The organism is Nostoc sp. C117 (genome assembly GCF_043099735.1).
Taxonomy (GTDB): Bacteria; Cyanobacteriota; Cyanobacteriia; order Cyanobacteriales; family Nostocaceae; genus Nostoc.
Map to the genome: position 1 here is coordinate 5,757,030 of NZ_CP170991.1, position 18,283 is coordinate 5,775,312.

12 protein-coding genes and 1 pseudogene are annotated in these 18,283 nt (G+C 39.8%); 8 read left to right on the forward strand and 5 right to left on the reverse strand.

The genetic code is table 11. From position 1 onward, the window contains the following. Window positions 1–217: 217 nt before the first annotated feature. Entirely contained in the window at window positions 218–2,803 is a 2,586-nt protein-coding gene (locus tag ACFG4S_RS24800; RefSeq protein ID WP_392531596.1) for a GAF domain-containing protein, read from the forward strand. Window positions 2,804–3,372: 569 nt separating this feature from the next. Here ACFG4S_RS24800 and ACFG4S_RS24805 read toward each other — a convergent pair. Next, window positions 3,373–5,217 carry an alkaline phosphatase family protein gene (locus ACFG4S_RS24805; protein WP_392531597.1) on the reverse strand — a complete coding sequence of 615 codons (1,845 nt, stop codon included), beginning with the start codon at window positions 5,215–5,217 and terminating at the stop codon, window positions 3,373–3,375. A gap of 326 nt (window positions 5,218–5,543) precedes the next feature. On the opposite strand from ACFG4S_RS24805, the gene pheT reads away from it, so the two are divergent. The 4 genes from pheT to ACFG4S_RS24825 all read left to right on the forward strand — a co-directional run bounded on the left by pheT (window position 5,544) and on the right by ACFG4S_RS24825 (window position 10,148). Beyond that, the gene (gene pheT / locus ACFG4S_RS24810) at window positions 5,544–8,006 is read left to right on the forward strand and encodes a phenylalanine--tRNA ligase subunit beta (RefSeq protein WP_392531598.1); all 2,463 of its coding nucleotides are present in this window, start codon (window positions 5,544–5,546) and stop codon (window positions 8,004–8,006) included. Window positions 8,007–8,206: 200 nt separating this feature from the next. After that, window positions 8,207–8,476 carry a YciI family protein gene (locus ACFG4S_RS24815; protein ID WP_392531599.1) on the forward strand — a complete coding sequence of 90 codons (270 nt, stop codon included), beginning with the start codon at window positions 8,207–8,209 and terminating at the stop codon, window positions 8,474–8,476. Between the two features lie 182 nt (window positions 8,477–8,658). Beyond that, window positions 8,659–9,453, forward strand: coding sequence for a Tab2/Atab2 family RNA-binding protein (locus ACFG4S_RS24820; protein WP_392531600.1), 795 nt, complete (start codon window positions 8,659–8,661; stop codon window positions 9,451–9,453). Window positions 9,454–9,761: 308 nt separating this feature from the next. After that, complete coding sequence (locus ACFG4S_RS24825) at window positions 9,762–10,148, forward strand: DUF4280 domain-containing protein (RefSeq protein WP_392531601.1); 387 nt, start codon at window positions 9,762–9,764, stop codon at window positions 10,146–10,148. A gap of 149 nt (window positions 10,149–10,297) precedes the next feature. Here ACFG4S_RS24825 and ACFG4S_RS24830 read toward each other — a convergent pair. After that, a pseudogene (locus ACFG4S_RS24830) lies at window positions 10,298–10,814 on the reverse strand (IS701 family transposase); the annotation flags it as partial. A gap of 29 nt (window positions 10,815–10,843) precedes the next feature. Between ACFG4S_RS24830 and ACFG4S_RS24835 the strand changes: the two are divergent. After that, window positions 10,844–12,277 (forward strand): bifunctional orotidine-5'-phosphate decarboxylase/orotate phosphoribosyltransferase, encoded by a 1,434-nt coding sequence (locus ACFG4S_RS24835; RefSeq protein ID WP_392531602.1) that lies wholly within the window; start codon window positions 10,844–10,846, stop codon window positions 12,275–12,277. Window positions 12,278–12,432: 155 nt separating this feature from the next. Further along, window positions 12,433–13,533 carry an AI-2E family transporter gene (locus ACFG4S_RS24840; RefSeq protein ID WP_392531603.1) on the forward strand — a complete coding sequence of 367 codons (1,101 nt, stop codon included), beginning with the start codon at window positions 12,433–12,435 and terminating at the stop codon, window positions 13,531–13,533. Between the two features lie 52 nt (window positions 13,534–13,585). On the opposite strand, the gene ACFG4S_RS24845 is transcribed toward ACFG4S_RS24840, so the two are convergent. Both ACFG4S_RS24845 and ACFG4S_RS24850 read right to left on the reverse strand, forming a co-directional pair. Then, the gene (locus ACFG4S_RS24845) at window positions 13,586–15,064 is read right to left on the reverse strand and encodes an MlaD family protein (protein ID WP_392531604.1); all 1,479 of its coding nucleotides are present in this window, start codon (window positions 15,062–15,064) and stop codon (window positions 13,586–13,588) included. A 107-nt stretch (window positions 15,065–15,171) separates the two neighbouring features. Next, complete coding sequence (locus tag ACFG4S_RS24850; RefSeq protein ID WP_392531605.1) at window positions 15,172–15,954, reverse strand: ABC transporter ATP-binding protein; 783 nt, start codon at window positions 15,952–15,954, stop codon at window positions 15,172–15,174. 518 nt (window positions 15,955–16,472) lie between these two features. On the opposite strand from ACFG4S_RS24850, the gene ACFG4S_RS24855 reads away from it, so the two are divergent. Further along, window positions 16,473–17,510, forward strand: coding sequence for a low specificity L-threonine aldolase (locus ACFG4S_RS24855; RefSeq protein ID WP_392531606.1), 1,038 nt, complete (start codon window positions 16,473–16,475; stop codon window positions 17,508–17,510). Window positions 17,511–17,866: 356 nt separating this feature from the next. On the opposite strand, the gene ACFG4S_RS24860 is transcribed toward ACFG4S_RS24855, so the two are convergent. Next, window positions 17,867–18,229: a hypothetical protein gene (locus ACFG4S_RS24860; RefSeq protein WP_392531607.1), complete on the reverse strand. Its 363-nt coding sequence runs from the start codon at window positions 18,227–18,229 to the stop codon at window positions 17,867–17,869. Window positions 18,230–18,283: the final 54 nt, after the last annotated feature.

Consider the following 18,283-nt stretch of genomic DNA (forward strand, 5'->3'; position numbering starts at 1 on the left):
CTATTGTTAGGTGTGCGGAAACGGCAAACTGGTGCGATTGTAATTGCTGCCGCTCTGCACTCTGAAGAGCGCCCTTTAAACTCCACAGGATGACGCTGGCTGAACAAGCGATTACACTATGGATAATGTTAAGCAATTGTTGCTTTTAACACCTCTTACATAAATTTAATTGCATTGTTAAATCTAAAATCGAATTCCTATATATCAAATACCAGTTATGTCAGCGTATCAAGGAAGTTGTGGGGAGACTACCGATGTGATTATTGGTGTTCACAACCAAGAAAACGGCGAATTACCAGTAAATACTGCTCCTGTGGGCGCTCTTGCCACTAGACAAGGAACTTTTTCTACGTTTCTTGCTCCCTTGACTCAGGATACTTTTAAACAGGTTGTTAAGGATGTCGAGCAAAAATTACAGATTGTCCATCAAACCCTATCAATGCTGGATTCTCATGGGTTTGAAAAAATCTTGCAAGAAATGTTGCACTCGATTACCTTGAAAACCGGGGAATTACTGGGAGCAGACCGCACGACGATATTTTTATTGGATGAAGAAAAACAAGAACTCTGGTCAATTGTAGCTGAGGGAGAAGGCGATCGCTCTTTAGAAATTCGCATCCCCGCTAATAAAGGTATTGGTGGTGAAGTTGCCACCTTTAAACAAGTTATTAATATTCCCTTTGATTTTTATAACGATCCGCGATCGCATTTTGCCCAAGAACAAGAAAAAAGAACTGGCTATCGCACTTACACCATGCTGGCTTTACCGCTGTTAAATGAACATGGGCAATTAGTTGCGGTTGTACAATTACTCAATAAATTAAAATCTGTTAATAATCCCCAGGCTCCACTGGCTGAACGTATAGATACCAAAGGTTTTATCTCTGCTGACGAAGAATTATTCCAAGAATTTGCCCCTTCAATTCGACTGATTTTAGAGTCCTCGCGCTCTTTTTATGTAGCTACCCAAAAACAAAGAGCAGTGGCGGCGTTGATGAAGGCGATCAAGTCTCTTTCTCAAAGTAGTCTTGACTTAGAAGATACTCTAAAGCGGGTGATGGATGAAGCCAAGGAACTGATGAACGCCGATCGCAGTACTCTATGGTTAATAGACCGCGATCGTCATGAATTGTGGACTAAAATCACCCAAGATGATGGTTCAACTAAGGAGTTACGAGTCCCCATAGGTAAAGGCTTTGCTGGTATAGTAGCTGTCTCTGGCAAAAAGCTCAATATTGGCTTTGATTTATACGACGATCCCGACTCTGAGACAGCGAAACAACTCGACCAGCAAAATGGCTATCGTACCTGTAGCCTACTTTGTATGCCAGTATTTAACGCCGATCAAGAATTGATTGGTGTTACCCAACTAGTAAATAAAAAGAAATCTGGAGATTTTCCTCATTATAATCCAGCCTCTTGGCCGAAAGCTCCGGAATGCTTCCAAGCTAGTTTTGACCGCAATGATGAAGAGTTTATGGAAGCTTTTAATATTCAAGCGGGAGTAGCCCTACATAATGCCCAGTTGTTTGCCACAGTCAAGCAACAAGAACAAATGCAACGAGATATTCTGCGTAGCCTTTCTAACGGAGTGGTTTCTACTGATAAAGCTGGGTTAATTATTGCCGCCAATGAAAGTGCGAAACGCTTGCTAGGGCTGGAACTAGAAGACCGTTTAGAAGGTAAATTAGTTACAGATGCGATCGGCATCAAAGAAGGTGACTTTAGCAAGTGGTATTTAGATGCTTTACATGGAACTGACTCCAAACGTCGCCAACAATATTATCCGGATCGCACACTCATAAGCACTGGTACAGAACAACATAGTATTAATTTATCGATTAACACCATCGCCGATGCTAGCGACCAAGATCAAGTGCGTGGGGCGCTGGTGGTGATGGAAGATATTAGTGATGAAAAGCGGCTCAAAAGTACGATGTACCGCTACATGACCCAGGAATTAGCCGAAGAATTGCTGAAATTGGATGATGCTAAACTAGGAGGCGATCGCAAAGAAGTTTCGATTTTATTTTCGGATATTCGCGGCTACACCACTTTAACGGAAAATCTCGAAGCAGAAGAAGTGGTGAGTATGCTGAATGAATATTTTGAATCAATGGTGGAAGCCGTTTTTAAACATAAAGGCACCCTGGATAAATACATCGGTGATGCCATTATGGCTGTGTTTGGTTCTCCTTTACCTTTAGAAGAACACGCTTGGATGGCAGTGCAAACATCCTTAGAAATGCGGGTTCGTCTGCACGACTTTAATCAACGTCGCTATGCAACTAATAAGCCAAGAATTAATATTGGTATTGGCATCAATTCCGATACGGTGATTAGTGGAAATATTGGCTCTAGTAAGCGAATGGAATTTACCGCCATTGGCGATGGTGTTAATCTCGGCTCCCGACTAGAAAGTGTTAGCAAACAGTATGGTTGCGATATTATTATTAGCCACAACACTTTTAAACCATGCCAAGAACATATTTGGGCTAGAGAACTAGATTACATTCGCGTCAAAGGCAGAAATGAGCCAGTAGCCATATATGAATTGTTAGGTTTGCGTTCTCAACCCATTGAAAGCCAAAAGTTGGAAGTGATTGAGCATTATTATAAAGGGCGCGAATATTACCTCAAACGCGATTTTAACCGTGCTAGAGCTGAATTTGCCCTAGTTTTGGCAGCTGACAACCAGGATAAAGCTGCTATGTTGCATCTTTTACGTTGTCAGCATTGGTTACAATCACCGCCAACAGAATCAGATTGGGATGAAGGGGTCTGGACGTTTCAGGAAAAATAAGTGACTTTAGGAACTTACGCAACTGGCATATTATTTTTAGTTTGTAGTGAGGACTTTAGCGAAGCGTTCCCGCAGGGTAGACCTTACTACAAACTAAAAGTTTTAATTTTTTGTGACTTGACGCGATGTGCGACTTATTCTTGAAACCCCACTTCCATTCCTCTCTCCGTTTCGGGGAGAGGCTTTGATTCTTGCTCCCCTTTTTTACAAGGGAAGGGGTTGGGGGTTAGGTCTGAGACAATACTGCTCGCTTTGTGCATTTTTAACTCGGAATTGGGTTTGGGGTAAAGGTTAAAGGGTAAAGGTTAAAGGTTTTTTCTTTCCCTTTTCCCCCGTCCCTTATCCCCTTCTTGGGACCCCACCTTCCCCTTTTCCCCAAAACCCGACAAGTATTGAGGTTTGAGAGAAAGTCGTAGACGGCGTGACTTGCATAAGTCCTAACTTTTTTCTGAAAATATGAAGTCTCTAAGTAAAACTCTTGGGCAATGGGTAGCCTTTGACTGAGTTTTACTGAGCTTACTCGAAGTAGCGCTCACGCTGAAGTCTTTCCCGCACTGATTATTCAAAGACTATTTTGCTAAACCGAGTGTACGACCAGGAAAACCTGCAACATCAAAATATCGAGTTGAGCCAACAGTTTGATACTTCAGGATTGTTTTTAATCCATTACTAGCTGGTTGAGATGTCAGAGTATGAGATTTAAAAGAAATCTTTCTAGCTTTTCTCACCAATGATTCATGTAAAACACGACCTATAAGTTCTCCTTGATGGGGAATCTGCAAATTTAAAATCTCAGCCAAGGTAATAGCCACATCAGCATTACTTACTGGTACTCGGTCTACAAAAGCTTTCTTAAAGTCAGGACCGATCGCAGCCATATTATTGTAAGTATCAGCACGGCTAAAAGAGCCATGCATCCCTTGTCCTTGCTGCAAAGAAGAATCTGCAACTTCCACTCCGCAAGCAGTTGGCTCGCCACAGCCAGTATCAAATGTCCTAAAGTTTACTGCGATCGCTGGACTAGGAAGATGAGATTTACCATGAAGCCCGATCGCACTTAAGGGTAAAGTTCCCGCAATAGAGCCTAATGTATCATCTACAAATAAACCGCTAACATAATCTTCTTTTAAGAGAAGATCTACAACTTGTTTAGCAAGTGCTTGGCGATTTGCGGTATTAGGCAAATAAATCAAATCTGAACCACCATTAGCAGCCACTAACACATCAGGTTTATTGGGTTCTTTACCAATCAACCCATTTTTAGACAACTGATCCTGAGTTGGATCGACAGCAGCATTTTGTTTATCTGGATCGAATAAAGACAATTTTAAACCATGAGCAATATCAATAGCGAGAAAACCAGGTGGCAAAAATCCTTTTGGAACATCTGAATAACTAAGTGTTGTTGAGTAACTGGTTTTGCTCTCCTTACTGATAGTAGAAAAACCGTGATCGGCCGTCACAAAAATATTTGTAGAAGCTTCTAAATTTAGCTGTTTGAGAGTAGTACGGATTTGGGCAAGATTTTTATCAACATTTTGACGAGCGGCGAGGGAAGTGGGGCCATTAATCCCTGGAATGAGAGTATTTAGACTATCACCTTGATTATGCTGAGTTCCATCGGGATCGCGCGACCAATAAATTAACACAAAAGGTTTTTGCCGTTGCTTGAATAGAGGTAATAACACTTTTGTTGTGACATCGACAAAGTATTGTTGTTGAAATATATTAGCTATTTTTGTTCCTGATACTTTGCTGTTACCAGACTTGCCATTATCTCCTCGCGTTGGAGATGTTAAAGGAATACTATTTTTGGTTAACAATTCAGTGATTTCCGAACTCAGAGGAATTCCTGTTGGAGAACCGGTGGCATCATCAATTATGATTGTGGGTTTACCAGTACGTTGAGTTACATCTTGAATTAAGACTGGCCCAATCTTTCCCACCGCGGCAGTACTAAATCCGGCTTTACGTGCGGCATCTAATAAGCTTTCTTCATTTAAGTAATTGCCATCAAAATGTTGATTAAGTTCTCCCAAAACAGCGTCATTTTCTAAAAAAGGAACTGGGCTATTATTGGCACTTTGGACAGGAAAGCCGACATTAATTGTATTGCTGAAATCGCCAGTGTCACCAAGATAATGTCCAGTAGCGATCGCAGAAGCATTAGCTGTGGTAAATGTCGGAAACAGTGAATGGCTATTGACAAAATTCACGCCCTGCTGGCGAATTTCGTTGAGATTAGGAGTTTCCTGGGCATTAACTTTACTAGGCCGCAATCCATCGGTAATGAAAATTATTACATTGTGTTGAGGTCTTGTCTTAGCAAACCCGGAAACTGACAATACTGTAATGAGTGTAACAGTGGCTACTATCAGAAAAGTTTTATATATCTTAGGTAAAACTATCTGCATACATCTCCAAATGTAGATATTCCATGCTTTTTGAGTCTTCCGTATTTAATTGAATCATGGTTTAAGCTTGATTGCTTGCTAACTGTAATACAATTTTTTTATACCAGAATAGAAAATAAATTCAGATTTTTAGCTATTTTTGCGTAAGTCTTGATTGACAGAAGCCAAAACGCCAAGACAAAATTAGCATCAAAGATGGTTCTGCCAATCTAACGTAGTAGGATTGTTCAAGTGAAAGGCTATGACTTGCAGGGTGAATAGCGATCGCTCGCTAGTAGACACCTTAAAATGAGAGCAAAAGACGATTCCTAAAACCAGCACATTCCATGCGTATTTCTCTAAATTGGCTGCGCGAACTAGTAGAGATAAAACTTAGTCCCGAAGAATTAGCCGAAACCCTGACAATGGCTGGGTTTGAGGTAGAAGAGATTGAAGACCGCCGCACTTGGGCAAATGGCGTTGTGATCGGGAAAGTGCTTGAGCGTCAACCCCACCCCAACGCCGATAAGTTGAGTGTTTGCCAAGTGGATATCGGTGCAGAAGAGACTTTAAATATTGTCTGTGGTGCTGCCAATGTGAAGGCAGATATCTATGTGCCAGTGGCAACTACGGGTACTTACTTACCCAACATCGATTTAAAAATTAAACCTGCAAAACTGCGCGGTGTCGCATCTCAGGGCATGATTTGTTCTTTAAAGGAACTCGGTTTGCCCACCGATGTAGACGGAATTCATATTTTTACCCAGGAAAATTTATCATTGGGTAGTGATGTGCGTCCGTTGTTGGGTTTAGATGATGTAATTTTAGACCTCACTGCAACTGCTAATCGCGCTGATGCCTTGAGTATGGTAGGCGTAGCACGGGAAGTAGCAGCTTTGACTGGTGGAAAACTAAGCATTCCTCAACCAGGTGAAGTCTCAATTACCAAAGATACCGGAAATTTAGCTTTAAAAATTGCCGATACCCAGGCTTGTCCTGCATACATTGGCACGGTTATTGAACAAGTGAAAATTGCCTCGTCTCCCGAATGGTTGCAACAGCGTTTGCGGGCTGCTGGGGTACGTCCGATCAATAATGTGGTGGATATTACTAACTACGTTCTGTTGGAATGGGGACAACCACTACACGCCTTTGACGGCGATCGCCTAAAATCAGTTGCAAGTAGTGAAAATTTAGCGATCGGCGTCCGCTTCGCCAATGCGGGAGAATCTTTAAAAACCCTGGATGGACAAACTCGCACTTTAGCATCCCAAAATTTGTTAATTACCGCTAACGAAAAACCTGTTGCATTGGCGGGAGTTATGGGTGGAGAAGAAACTGAAGTCCATGAGGGGACTCAAAGTTTAGTTTTAGAAGCCGCCTTATTTGATTCCGTTGCTATTCGCCGTTCTTCTCGGAGTGCAGGGTTAAGAAGTGAAGCTTCTGGTAGATACGAACGAGGCGTTAACCGCGCTGAGTTAGAAATAGCTAATCGTCGCGCTTTGTCATTAATTAGCGAATTGGGTCAAGGAATTATTGTACACCAAGAAATTGCCGATACCCGTCCCGAACCATCTACCTGGAGTCGTTCTATTGCATTGCGTTTAGACCGAGTTAATCAAATATTAGGGCCAATCGATTTAGAAGACGACGCAGGAGAACTCCAAGGACAAGATGTTGAGCGGATTCTGACTGCATTAGGATGTCAGTTAACTTCTTCCGGGGATGTTCCAGGACAAGATAATACGCCTCAACCCACATGGTCTGTTTCTGTACCACCCTATCGTTATCGTGACTTAGAACGGGAAATCGATCTCATAGAAGAAATTGCCCGTCTCTACGGCTACAACAAATTCTGTGATACTTTACCAGAAAAAGCCGAACCAGGTTATCTGCCATTAGATCAGGAATTGATTCGCAAGTTACGAGGGTTTCTGCGGGCAGAAGGTTTGACAGAATTAATCCATTACTCTTTAGTCAAACCAGGAGAACAGAGAGAAATAGTCTTAACAAACCCATTATTTGTAGAATATTCAGCCCTGCGAACCGATTTGATATCTGGGTTAATTGACGCCTTTCAATATAATATAGAACAGGGTAATGGTGCCCTCAACGGCTTTGAAATTGGGCAAATTTTCTGGCAAGGAGAAGACGGTTTGCAAGAAGCCGAAGTCCTAGCTGGGATTATGGGAGGCGATCGCACTATTGGCAAATGGTCAAAAGGTGGTCGGGAACAATCCATGACTTGGTTTGAAGCCAAAGGCATTTTAGAAAGCGTCTTTCGCCAAATTGGCTTGCAAGTAGAATATCAACCCGATCGCCGCGATGAACGTTTACATCCAGGACGCACTGCTTCTCTGTGGGTAAGAGGTAACAGACTCGGTATTTTTGGGCAAATTCATCCCCAAATCCGGCGAGAAAAAGGTTTACCAGAATCAGTTTACGTTTTCCAGTTGGATCTAGATGTGCTTTTAGTTTCTCTAGAACAAGAGGAAATTCTCATTCCCGCATTCCATCCTTATTCCACCTATCCAGCAAGCGATCGGGATATCGCCTTTTTCGCACCCGTGAAAGTCTCAGTTGTCGAACTAGAAAAAGCAATTACCAAAGCTGGTAAAGATTTGCTCGAATCAGTGGAATTGTTTGATGAATATCGTGGCGAAAACGTCCCCGAAGACCAGCGGAGTTTAGCATTCCGCCTAATTTATCGGGCTAGCGATCGGACTTTGACTGAGGCTGAAGTGGAACCAGTACATAATAAAGTCCGCGAAGCCTTGGTGGAAAAATTTGGCGTGAACTTGAGGAGTTAGAAGTAATTACCCCCCCTTAATCCCCCCTTAGAAAGGGGGGAAAAAAATATCTAGTTCTCTCCCCTTTATAAGGGGAGGGTTAGGGTGGGGTAAAACCTTGGTTAATCAGCTATTTCAGACTTGTGTGTATTAAGTCTGTATTCCATGCAATTGGGAACCGCCATAACCTTTTTATTAACCAGCAAAAGTAACAAGCAATTATGACTAAATATGTACTTTGGGGTACTTACTGCGAAGACGTTCTCGAAAAACGCACCCCCTACCGTCAAGCTCATTTAGACGGATTAGCAAAACAAAAAGAATCTGGTGTGCTGATTACCATTGGTCCTACCAAAGATGTCACAAAAGTTTTTGGGATTTACGAAGCCGAAGACGAAGCCACTGTGCGCGAACTAATTGAAAACGATCCCTACTGGAAAAATGGCATCTGGACTGAATATTCTGTCAAAGAATGGATTCAGGCTGTTTGAATTGATTGTGGGGAATGGGGCATTGGTTATTAATTCTTCTCCCTCACTCCCAATACGGTTTGGTTAGGGTTTTTTGATGAAAATTTTAAATCGAAAAGACGCGATAAATCGCCGTCTCTACAATAACCAATCCTTATTCTTAACGGCGATTTATTGCGTCTCCCTCATCCTACTCCCGACTCATGAAAATTTTGCAAGCTGATTTTTATCGTCGTCCATCACCAGATGCATCTGAACAAGTTTTCTGGGAGTTGTTGATTTGTGATGCAACTCGCAGCTTTGAATATGAAGCTACCTGTCTTCAATCAGCAGCCAATTCTAATTGGGTGACTGCTCAAATTCAGCTAGCAGTTGGGGAAAAATTCCCGGATGTAATTCAGGTGTTTCGTCCCCAGTCTCTCAGTTTAATTGAGGCGGCTGGACGCAATTTAGGTATTAATGTCGAACCGACTCGCCGCACTTTGGCATTGAAGCAGTGGTTACAAGAAAAGCAATATCCCTCAGTGGTGGATAAAGCACCCCCAGCGCCATTACCTGAAAACCTCTGGGGAGAACAATGGCGTTTTGCAACTTTACCTGCTGTTGATGTAGAAACAAGATTTAGCGATCGCCCCATTCCCATTTTGCACATGCCAGAATATCTCAAACCCATCAATTTAGGTTTGGCGTCAACAGTGGCTATTCCTGGTGTGGTAATTTATGGTGGAAGGCGATCGATGCACTTAGCACGGTGGTTACAGCAAGCGCGTCCTGTGGCGTTAAACTACATTTCTGGCGCACCAGATGGCTTAATATTAGAAGCAGGTTTAGCAGATAGATGGATTGTTGCCACTTTTGAAGATCGAGAAGTGACAACAGCAGCCCAAACCTATCAACAACGCAAACAGCAAAGCCAAGGATTACATTTTTTGTTAGTGCAACCCGATGATTCTGGAATGACTTACAGCGGCTTCTGGTTATTGCAAACAGAAGATTAATAAGCAGGGTAAGCGCATCTCAAAGCCTATTGACAGTTTGCAAAATTGCAAAGATTTGAACAGTTCAGGGCTTAAACGGCTAGCCATTAAGGGTTCACGTAACAATCTATTGGCAGTTTTCCAAAGGTCTTTTCTTGATTGCTGCCAAGAAATTGCGATCGCATAAAAAATTACATCATTCTTTGTTTACCCTAAATGATGTAAATTAAATTGCTAAGTTTTTATTCATCAGTTTGTGCAATACAACCTGATGAGTGCTACGCTACAGTATTCAGGAATTGTATCTTGATTTGTGGAGGGGATAAATTATGGCTCTGCAAGTATGTTCGGGCGCAACGCTCAAGTGTAGCTTTGGTGTTACACCAAGTTCGTTGGTAGTTCTGCCTGTCAATCGGGTATCAACCGTTACGCCAGATGCAAACATTATGGATAACAAACCAATGGTGAATATTATGCCTTTTGGTATGTGTTCGTCTTTAGCCAATCCAACAGTTGCATCCGCCACAGCAGCAGCTTCTGGTGTGTTGACACCTATGCCTTGTATACCCGTGATCCCTGCCCCGTGGGCACCTGGTTCGCCTACTGTTCTGATTGCTAACATGCCAGCGCTGAATAATACATCTAAATTGATGTGTGCGTGGGCAGGTGTGATTGAGGTACTCTACCCCGGTCAAACAACTGTATTCATCCCCTAAAACAATTTTGGATTTTAGAATTTTAGATTGACTCTATGCTTTCTTCCTTGGTTGGAATAAAGAGTTTTACCGAAGAGGATCTCAGATTTTTTTTGTGTTTACCTTTCTTCTGTCACTTTTGGGAGTGAGCAAGTAGTAACTAAGTGAAATTATCCAGAAGCATAACAGAGTTTAAATTGATTAATTTCACTAATTAATTGAATCCCAGTAAGAAATTAGAATTTAGGAAAATATGTATCCAAGATAAATCAACCAAAATAGTAAGAGTGGTTGAGCAATGAGACGCAGATTAATTAAAGTATTCTTCTATCCGCATTCATGGTTCCATTGTTGATGATTATAAAAATCAACAGAACTATTTTCTTGTACCTGAGTTTGAATTTAACGAGATATATTTAAGCCTAACAAGGCTGGAGAATTGGAACTAATCATTGTGTAAACACAAAAAATAATTTCTCACCATCTCTCAATATTGTCCAACTTAGTTCCTGTTTACACTATCGGAAACGATATTCTACCCAGGTTCTTAATCGATACAAATTCAATAGAGTTTTCTTGAGATTACCTTAAAGATTTGCGATCGCCAAAGAAGTAGAATTTCTGGTATGGTTTCGGGTCAGTAGTTATTTGCCAGTAAGTTATAGTCACAGAAGAGGGGTAATATATAAATACTTATCCTTGTTAAAATAAAAAATATGAACTTTTTTGATAAGTTGAATCGAAATATTTTACAAAATCAAAGCTTACTATTTGTAGGACTCGATCCTAACCCAGAAATGATGCCTGGTCGCTATGAATCTGAAGATATCATTGCTGGTTTGTGGAAATGGTTAGAATTTATTATTGCTGAAACTTCTGATTTCGTTTGTGCTTATAAACCGACGTTTGGCTTTTACGAAGCGCTAGGTATTCCAGGTTTAAAACTACTCCACAAAACTTTAGCAGCTATTCCAAGCCACATTCCAATTATTTTAGATGCCAAACACAGCGACTTAAATACGAGTACCATCTTTGCTCGTACCGTGTTTACAGAATGGCAAGTCGATGCAATCACTCTCAGTCCTTATACAGGACAAGATCACGTAGTACCTTTTCTGGTCTATCCTGATAAAGCTGTGTTTATTTTATGCTGTACTTCTAATCCTGGAGCAGAAGCTTTACAGCAGTATCCAACAAAAGAATCACCTCTTTATTTGCAGGTAGTAAAAGAATCAAAAAATTGGGGAACTCCAGAACAATTGTGTTTGGAAGTGGGAACTACAAATTCTGAAGTTTTAGCCCTGATTCGAGCAGTTGCTCCGGAAAGAATTATTATGGCTCGTAGCATCTGGGCGGAGGGAGCAAACCTCAAGCAAATTTTAGAATCAGGTTTGAATAATAATGGTGATGGTTTGCTGATTCCTGTTCCTCAAGATATGTTAGGGAACCCACAATTATCTGAGCAAATTCAGTCTTTACGTGCAGAAATTAATCAATTAAAAACTGAAATTTTTCATGAAAATTCTACTTGTTCTGTATGGTTTCCTGATGTTTGTTTGCTAAATAAACATCCTCAGCAAGATTTGATTTTACAACTTTATGACATTGAGTGCATTATGTTTGGCAACTTTGTCCAAGCATCAGGAGCGATATTTCCTTATTACATTGATTTACGCAAAATTATTTCCAATCCCCAAGTTTTTAATCAAGTTCTCACTTCTTATGAGGAAATATTGAAGAATCTTAATTTTGATAGGTTAGCAGGTATTCCCTATGGTTCTTTGCCTACTGCGACTGGTTTAGCCTTGCGCCTAAATTGTCCGATGATTTTCCCTCGCAAAGAGGTAAAAGCCCACGGAACTAGAAGAGTAATTGAGGGCAATTTTCATCCTGGTGAAACTATTGTAGTAGTTGATGATATTCTCATCAGTGGTAAAAGTGTAATGGAAGGAGCAGAAAAATTGGAATCAGCAGGATTAAAGGTTAATGATATTGTGGTATTTATCGACCATGAACAAGGTGTGAAAGACAGATTACAACAAAATGGTTATCACGGTCATGCGGTTTTAACTATTTCGGAAATCACTAATACCCTCTATCAAGCAGGAAGAATAAATGATGAGCAGTTTTTAGCTTTTACTGAAAATTAGCACTCCATTACTACCTTAACACTCTAAATATTACCTCGCTTTTATTTATCTGTGTCAGATCCACAATATTTCCTAACTAAAAATTGATGCGTGAAAAGGAAACTTGGCACTGGATTAATGCATAAAAAAACTTCGTTTTTTCAAAATTATTGATTATGAATTTTTCGCTAAATCAACTACTAAAATGGTTAATTTTGACGCTGCTATTTCCTTTAGTGTTTCTCAATGCTTGGCTAGCATTTCAGCTTTTACAAAATTTGCAACCTGTGGTAACAATTCTTTTATTAGCTACTTTGCTAGCATTCATTTTAAACTACCCTGTTTCAATTCTCCAGCAGCGAGGAGTTAAACGCAACTATGCAGTAGGATTAGTTTTTATATTAGCATTAGTAAGTTTCGTTGCTCTGGGTATCACTTTAGTGCCTATTATTGTAGAGCAATTTCATGAGATGGTTAAAGTTCTTCCGCAATGGATTGATTCTAGCGAAGAAAAACTGAATGTTTTAAATGATTGGTTTTTTAAACATAAATTAAATGTAAATTTTAGCAAAGTACTAATACGAATTACTGACCAATTACCAAATGAGTTTGAGTTTCTTTCAGACAAACTTTTAAGTATTATTCTTGATACGATTGATAGTATATCGGAGGCGCTAATTATAGTAGTGCTGGCTTTTTATCTATTGTTAGATGGTCCGAGAGTTTTGGAAGGATTATTTAATAAATTACCTGGGATTTTTCCTAAGAAAGTGAGCCAGTCAATTCAGCAAAATTTCCAAAATTACTTGATTGGTCAGGGAACTTTGGCTTTGCTGATGGGAGTTTCAGAAACATTATTGTTTTTAGTTTTCCAAGTCCAGTTTGCCTTACTCTTTGGTTTAGGCGTTGGGCTTTTGAGCTTAATTCCCTTTGGTGATGTGCTTAGTCTTGTTGTAATCACTTTAATCCTAGCCTCACATAACTTTTGGCTGGCGGTGAAAGTTTTGACAGTAGCTGTTGTAATTGACCAGTTAATCGATCAGGCGATCGCACCACGTCTTTTAGGTAAATTGACTGGTATTAGACCCATATGGGTGTTAATTGCTTTGCTTATAGGAACCAATGTCGCTGGAGTCTTAGGTTTGCTAGTCGCAGTACCTATAGCTGGTTTTATCAAAGATGCAGCAGATGGTTTTTCTAAACTTGATGACTCTGAGAATATAGCTGATGGTGAAACATCATCAGAATTGTTGACAGAAGAATCAATATCACAATGATTGTCCTTATGTTCTTTATGAATGATGAATAACTAATCATTAATCACGAAGACTATTTTTCCGTTTTGAGTTCCTCACGTTGCTTACCATACTCCCGCAACTGTTTTAAGAGGTTTTCTTGGGATAAGTTAGGGATAGATGAACTAGGAATTGGTTGAGGTTTCGTGATGGTATTCTGAGAACTAGGAGGTGAATTAATTGCATAAATACCAGGATTTGTCTCAGATTGAGTGTCTGGCGATCGCAATTTTAAAAACGGTTCACTATCAGATATCTCTTTTTGAATTAATACTGGCGCAGAAATTACATTATTTGGTTTACTCACAGCAGCTTTTACCGAATCTAGAGTAGTGGCAATCTGCACTTGTTGCTGCATCTGTTGTGTCGAAGATACTAAACTACTTAAACCATTCACTAGTCGCCGGAGATTTTGTCGGAAAGTAGGATCGCCTGTCAATTCATCCAAATCAGATGTAATTTTTTGGGTATTTTCAAATGTTACGCGTGCTGAATCTAAGGTTTGTTGCAATACGACGATATTTTTTGGATCGTTTAAGGTTTTAGAAGCATCACGTAAATTAGCTGAAGCTTGTGCTGCATTGTTGGAGAGAGCTTCTAAATTGTTTAATAATTCTCCTTGAGTCAATCGATTTACAGCGGGTGATAGGCTGCTAACTGTAACACGTAATTGGTTGCTGGTTTCAGTAATATTGTTCAGCGCACCAACCAATGAAGAACGATTTGTTGTTACCAAGTTATCTAGGTTCTTCAGCAATCGATTCGCTTGAAGTGCAGTTGCACCGAATTGATTTACTGTTTGAGTAGTGGATACATTAAGTTGATTGGTTGCTCGCTGTACAGAATTAGCAGTGGCTGAAAATGTATTTAGTTGTTGTCGCAAGCTTTTAGTCAAACCTTTGAGATCTTGACTTAAGTCTGTAAAACTAGATGCTGCGACTGTAGTTGCTTCCAAAACTCCATTGACATTTTTATAAAATTTTGGATTATTATATGCACCGGCTAGCTCTGTTGAACTGCGAATTAATTCATCAACACTGATACCAATTTGACCTTTTAGCCGAGAGCCATTACAAATTATCAGGCTCGAATCACAATTTTTATCTAGAGGTTTAGCGATCGCCATTCCAGTAGGAAGCGCTGCTTTTGGTGTAATATCGATAATACTTTCACTAATTAGTCCACTCTGATTAGCCTCTATTGCTACATTACTAGGAATAATCAGGTCTGTTTTGCCAATTTCAATCTCTACATCAACGGCATTTCCTCCGGGTCTAACCTGGGAAATATGTCCTACTTTAACGCCACGATAGCGAACTGGAGTTCCTTTTTCCATTCCTCCAGCGTTAGCAAATTCGACAATAGCTTTGTATGAACCACGAGTAGCAGTGAATCTATTTAACCACAGGAAGAGTATTGCAAATACTCCTAGTCCTAGCAGAAGTAATAAACCCACAGAGCCTTCTCTAAATGTTCGTCCAGACGCGAAACCGCTTGTTATTAAACGTCGCATTTTTTCCTCCACCCAATAATTAGTTATGAGTTAGTAATTAGAAGTTATGAGTTAGAAGTTATGAGTTAAATTTAACTTTTCACTCTTAATTCCTCACTCCTAACTTGCTAACCGACGACGTGAATCGGTCCTTTGACACTTCCACTAATAAATTGTTTGATCAACGGATGTTCTGTACTGTATATTTCACTAACTGTACCCTGCCACTGTACTCTACCTTCATATAAAAATATAAGTCTATCAGTTGTACGGCGTATAGTACTTTCTTGGTGGGTAACAACAGCATAAGTACTACAGACTCCATGCGTACATTGCAAAGAACGGATTAAATCTTCTATTACTGTTGAAGCAATGGGATCGAGTCCGGCTGTTGGTTCATCGTACAGTAAAACTTCTGCACCTTCTGTAGGATTATCGGGGTTAGCCATAATCGCACGGGCAAAACTTACTCGTTTTCGCATTCCCCCGGAAAGTTCTGCTGGGTAAAGGTCGCCTATTCCTGATAATCCGACCATCTCCAATTTTTCATTTACCAGATCTTGAATGCGCGATCGCGATAGCTTGGAATTTTGATATAGTAAAAATCCTACATTTTCCTCCACCGTCAGCGAATCAAATAATGCCGCTTGTTGAAACACCATACCAATCCCAACCTGCTGGCCGCCATCCTCAATCAAACCTTGTCGTAGCACTCCTTGAACATAAATTTCTCCTTCATCAGGAGCCAGTAACCCCGCTATTACCCTTAAAATCGTTGATTTACCAGTCCCCGATGGGCCAATAATTCCTAGCGCTTCTCCTTGGTAAATTGTCAAGTCTACATTATCTAGAACTTTATGGCTACCAAAGGACTTAGAAACACTTTTGAGTTCAATCAATGGTTCAGTCATTAGTTATTAATCACTAGTCATTAGTCACTTGTACTGAGCGACTCGTACTGAGTTTGGACTACGCTCAACTACCGCGGAGCCGAGGTAAGTCGAAGTATTGGTTTTTAACAAAGGACGAAAGACAAAGGACAAATATGCCCGATAGTTATGTCATAGTTATTGGTAGGATATTGTCTAGTATATTATAAGTAGACAATTCGCATTTTAATTGGCAAACTTTACTTTTCTAGCACAACATTTAGTTAAGATCTTAACATCAGAAAATATCCCAACGTCAAGTTGACCGAGACACCATAGTACCAACGTAAATTAAAAATTAAAAATGAATCCAGCGTAAGGGTTTCGTTAATTTGCAATAGGCAGTTTCTTTACATCGTCCTGTACTATTAATTGAATATATTAGAGTAATTGATGTGATGGAAAATAAGACTTCTGCTTCCTATGGACATCAATCTTGAGTTGGCAACTAGCAAAATTATTCACTAATATTAGAACTGATAAAGATCAAATTATAAATTATGACTAGCCAGTCAGAACAGTTTGCGAGTGATAATTCCTCTGGTATTTGTCCAGAAGCGCTTGAATACATGATTAGGGCAAATCAAGGTAGCGTTCCCGCCTATGGAAATGATGAATGGACTCAAAAAGCCGCAGATTATTTTCGCGAACTCTTTGAAATTGATTGTGAAGTCTTTTTTGCCTTTAATGGTACAGCAGCAAATTCTTTATCTTTAGCTGCACTTTGTCAGTCATATCATAGCGTCATTTGTCATGAGACATCTCATATCGAAACAGATGAATGCGGCGCACCTGAATTTGCCTCTAATGGATCTAAACTATTACTTGCTCAAGGTAAAAATGGTAAGTTAACATCAGAGGCTATAGAGGCAATTGTTACCAAGCGTACTGACATTCATTATCCTAAACCTAAAGTTATTAGCATCACACAATCAACTGAATTAGGAACTTTATATTCTATTGAAGAACTTCTAAAAATTAAAGAAGTTGCAAATAAGTATAACTTAAAGATTCACATGGATGGCGCTCGCTTTGCAAATGCAGTTGCCGCTATGAATAAAACTCCTGCTGAAATTACTTGGAAAACTGGCGTGGATGTGTTGTGTTTTTGTGGTACTAAGAATGGTATGGCATTAGGTGAAGCCATTCTTTTCTTCAACAAAGCACTAGCAGAGGATTTTGATTATCGGTGTAAGCAAGCAGGTCAGCTAGCATCAAAAATGCGGTTTATTTCTGCTCCTTGGTTAGGTTTATTGGAAACTGGTGCTTGGCTAAAAAATGCTCGACATGCCAACCAATGTGCTGAATATTTAGAAAATCAGCTATTGAATATAGAAGGCATTGATTTGATGTTTCCGAGAGAAGCCAACGCTGTATTCGCCAAATTGCCGGAACAAGTCATTCATCGTTTAAAAGCAAATAATTGGCAATTTTATACATTTATTGGTGTGGGAGGAGTACGCTTTATGTGTTCCTGGAATACAACTAAATCAAGGATTGATGAATTAATTGATGATATTAAAAAGGCAATTAGTTAAAAAATAAAAAATATGAAAAATTATATAATATCTGACAAAGTAGTGAGTAGTCAAGTGACAAAAGATTAATCTATGTACTTGTTGCTCCCCCTCAACTCTCTTAAAAGAAGGTAAAGGAAAATTAAATTGACCCTTTTTTAGGGAAATTTACGAGGATATAAAATGTTTTGTTACCACAAAGAGAACTTTTTAAATATGCTTTTAGATTCACAAGATATCGTGACGATATAAAAAATTAGTCTAGGATATAAAGCCAGATATCCCCGAATTATCAATTAATTCAGGGATATTGTCGATCGCTAATGATTAAGTAAAACTATAAATGATTTAATTTGTCCAGGCGATCGCTTGTTAACTTACTTGACTTCGTTAGGTTCAAACTTAGCCACCTTACCTTTCTTAAGGGCGACAATTACATCATAAGTTGAACAGTAAGAGAATGTAACATCATTAGCTTTATTGTAAAGATTAACTACATGACCTGCTCCACCTGGTTGGATACCAATTGGTTCGAGGTCACCAAAAAAGAAACGACGGAGTAAATCGCCACTACCAAATTGACCTTTACTCTTAGTGAGCAACTCTAGTTTTTTTGCTATGGGGATTTCTTCAGCCGCTGATGCTTGAACTAATGACGGATTAATCGCTTTTAACGGTGCGTCCCAAACAGTGAAAAAACCAACCAAGGCGAGACTTGTAAGTATGGGTGCGAGTTTCATTTGTTACTCCTCATGTTTGCTTCATCCCGAACATCCAAAGCATCGCACTTGGGA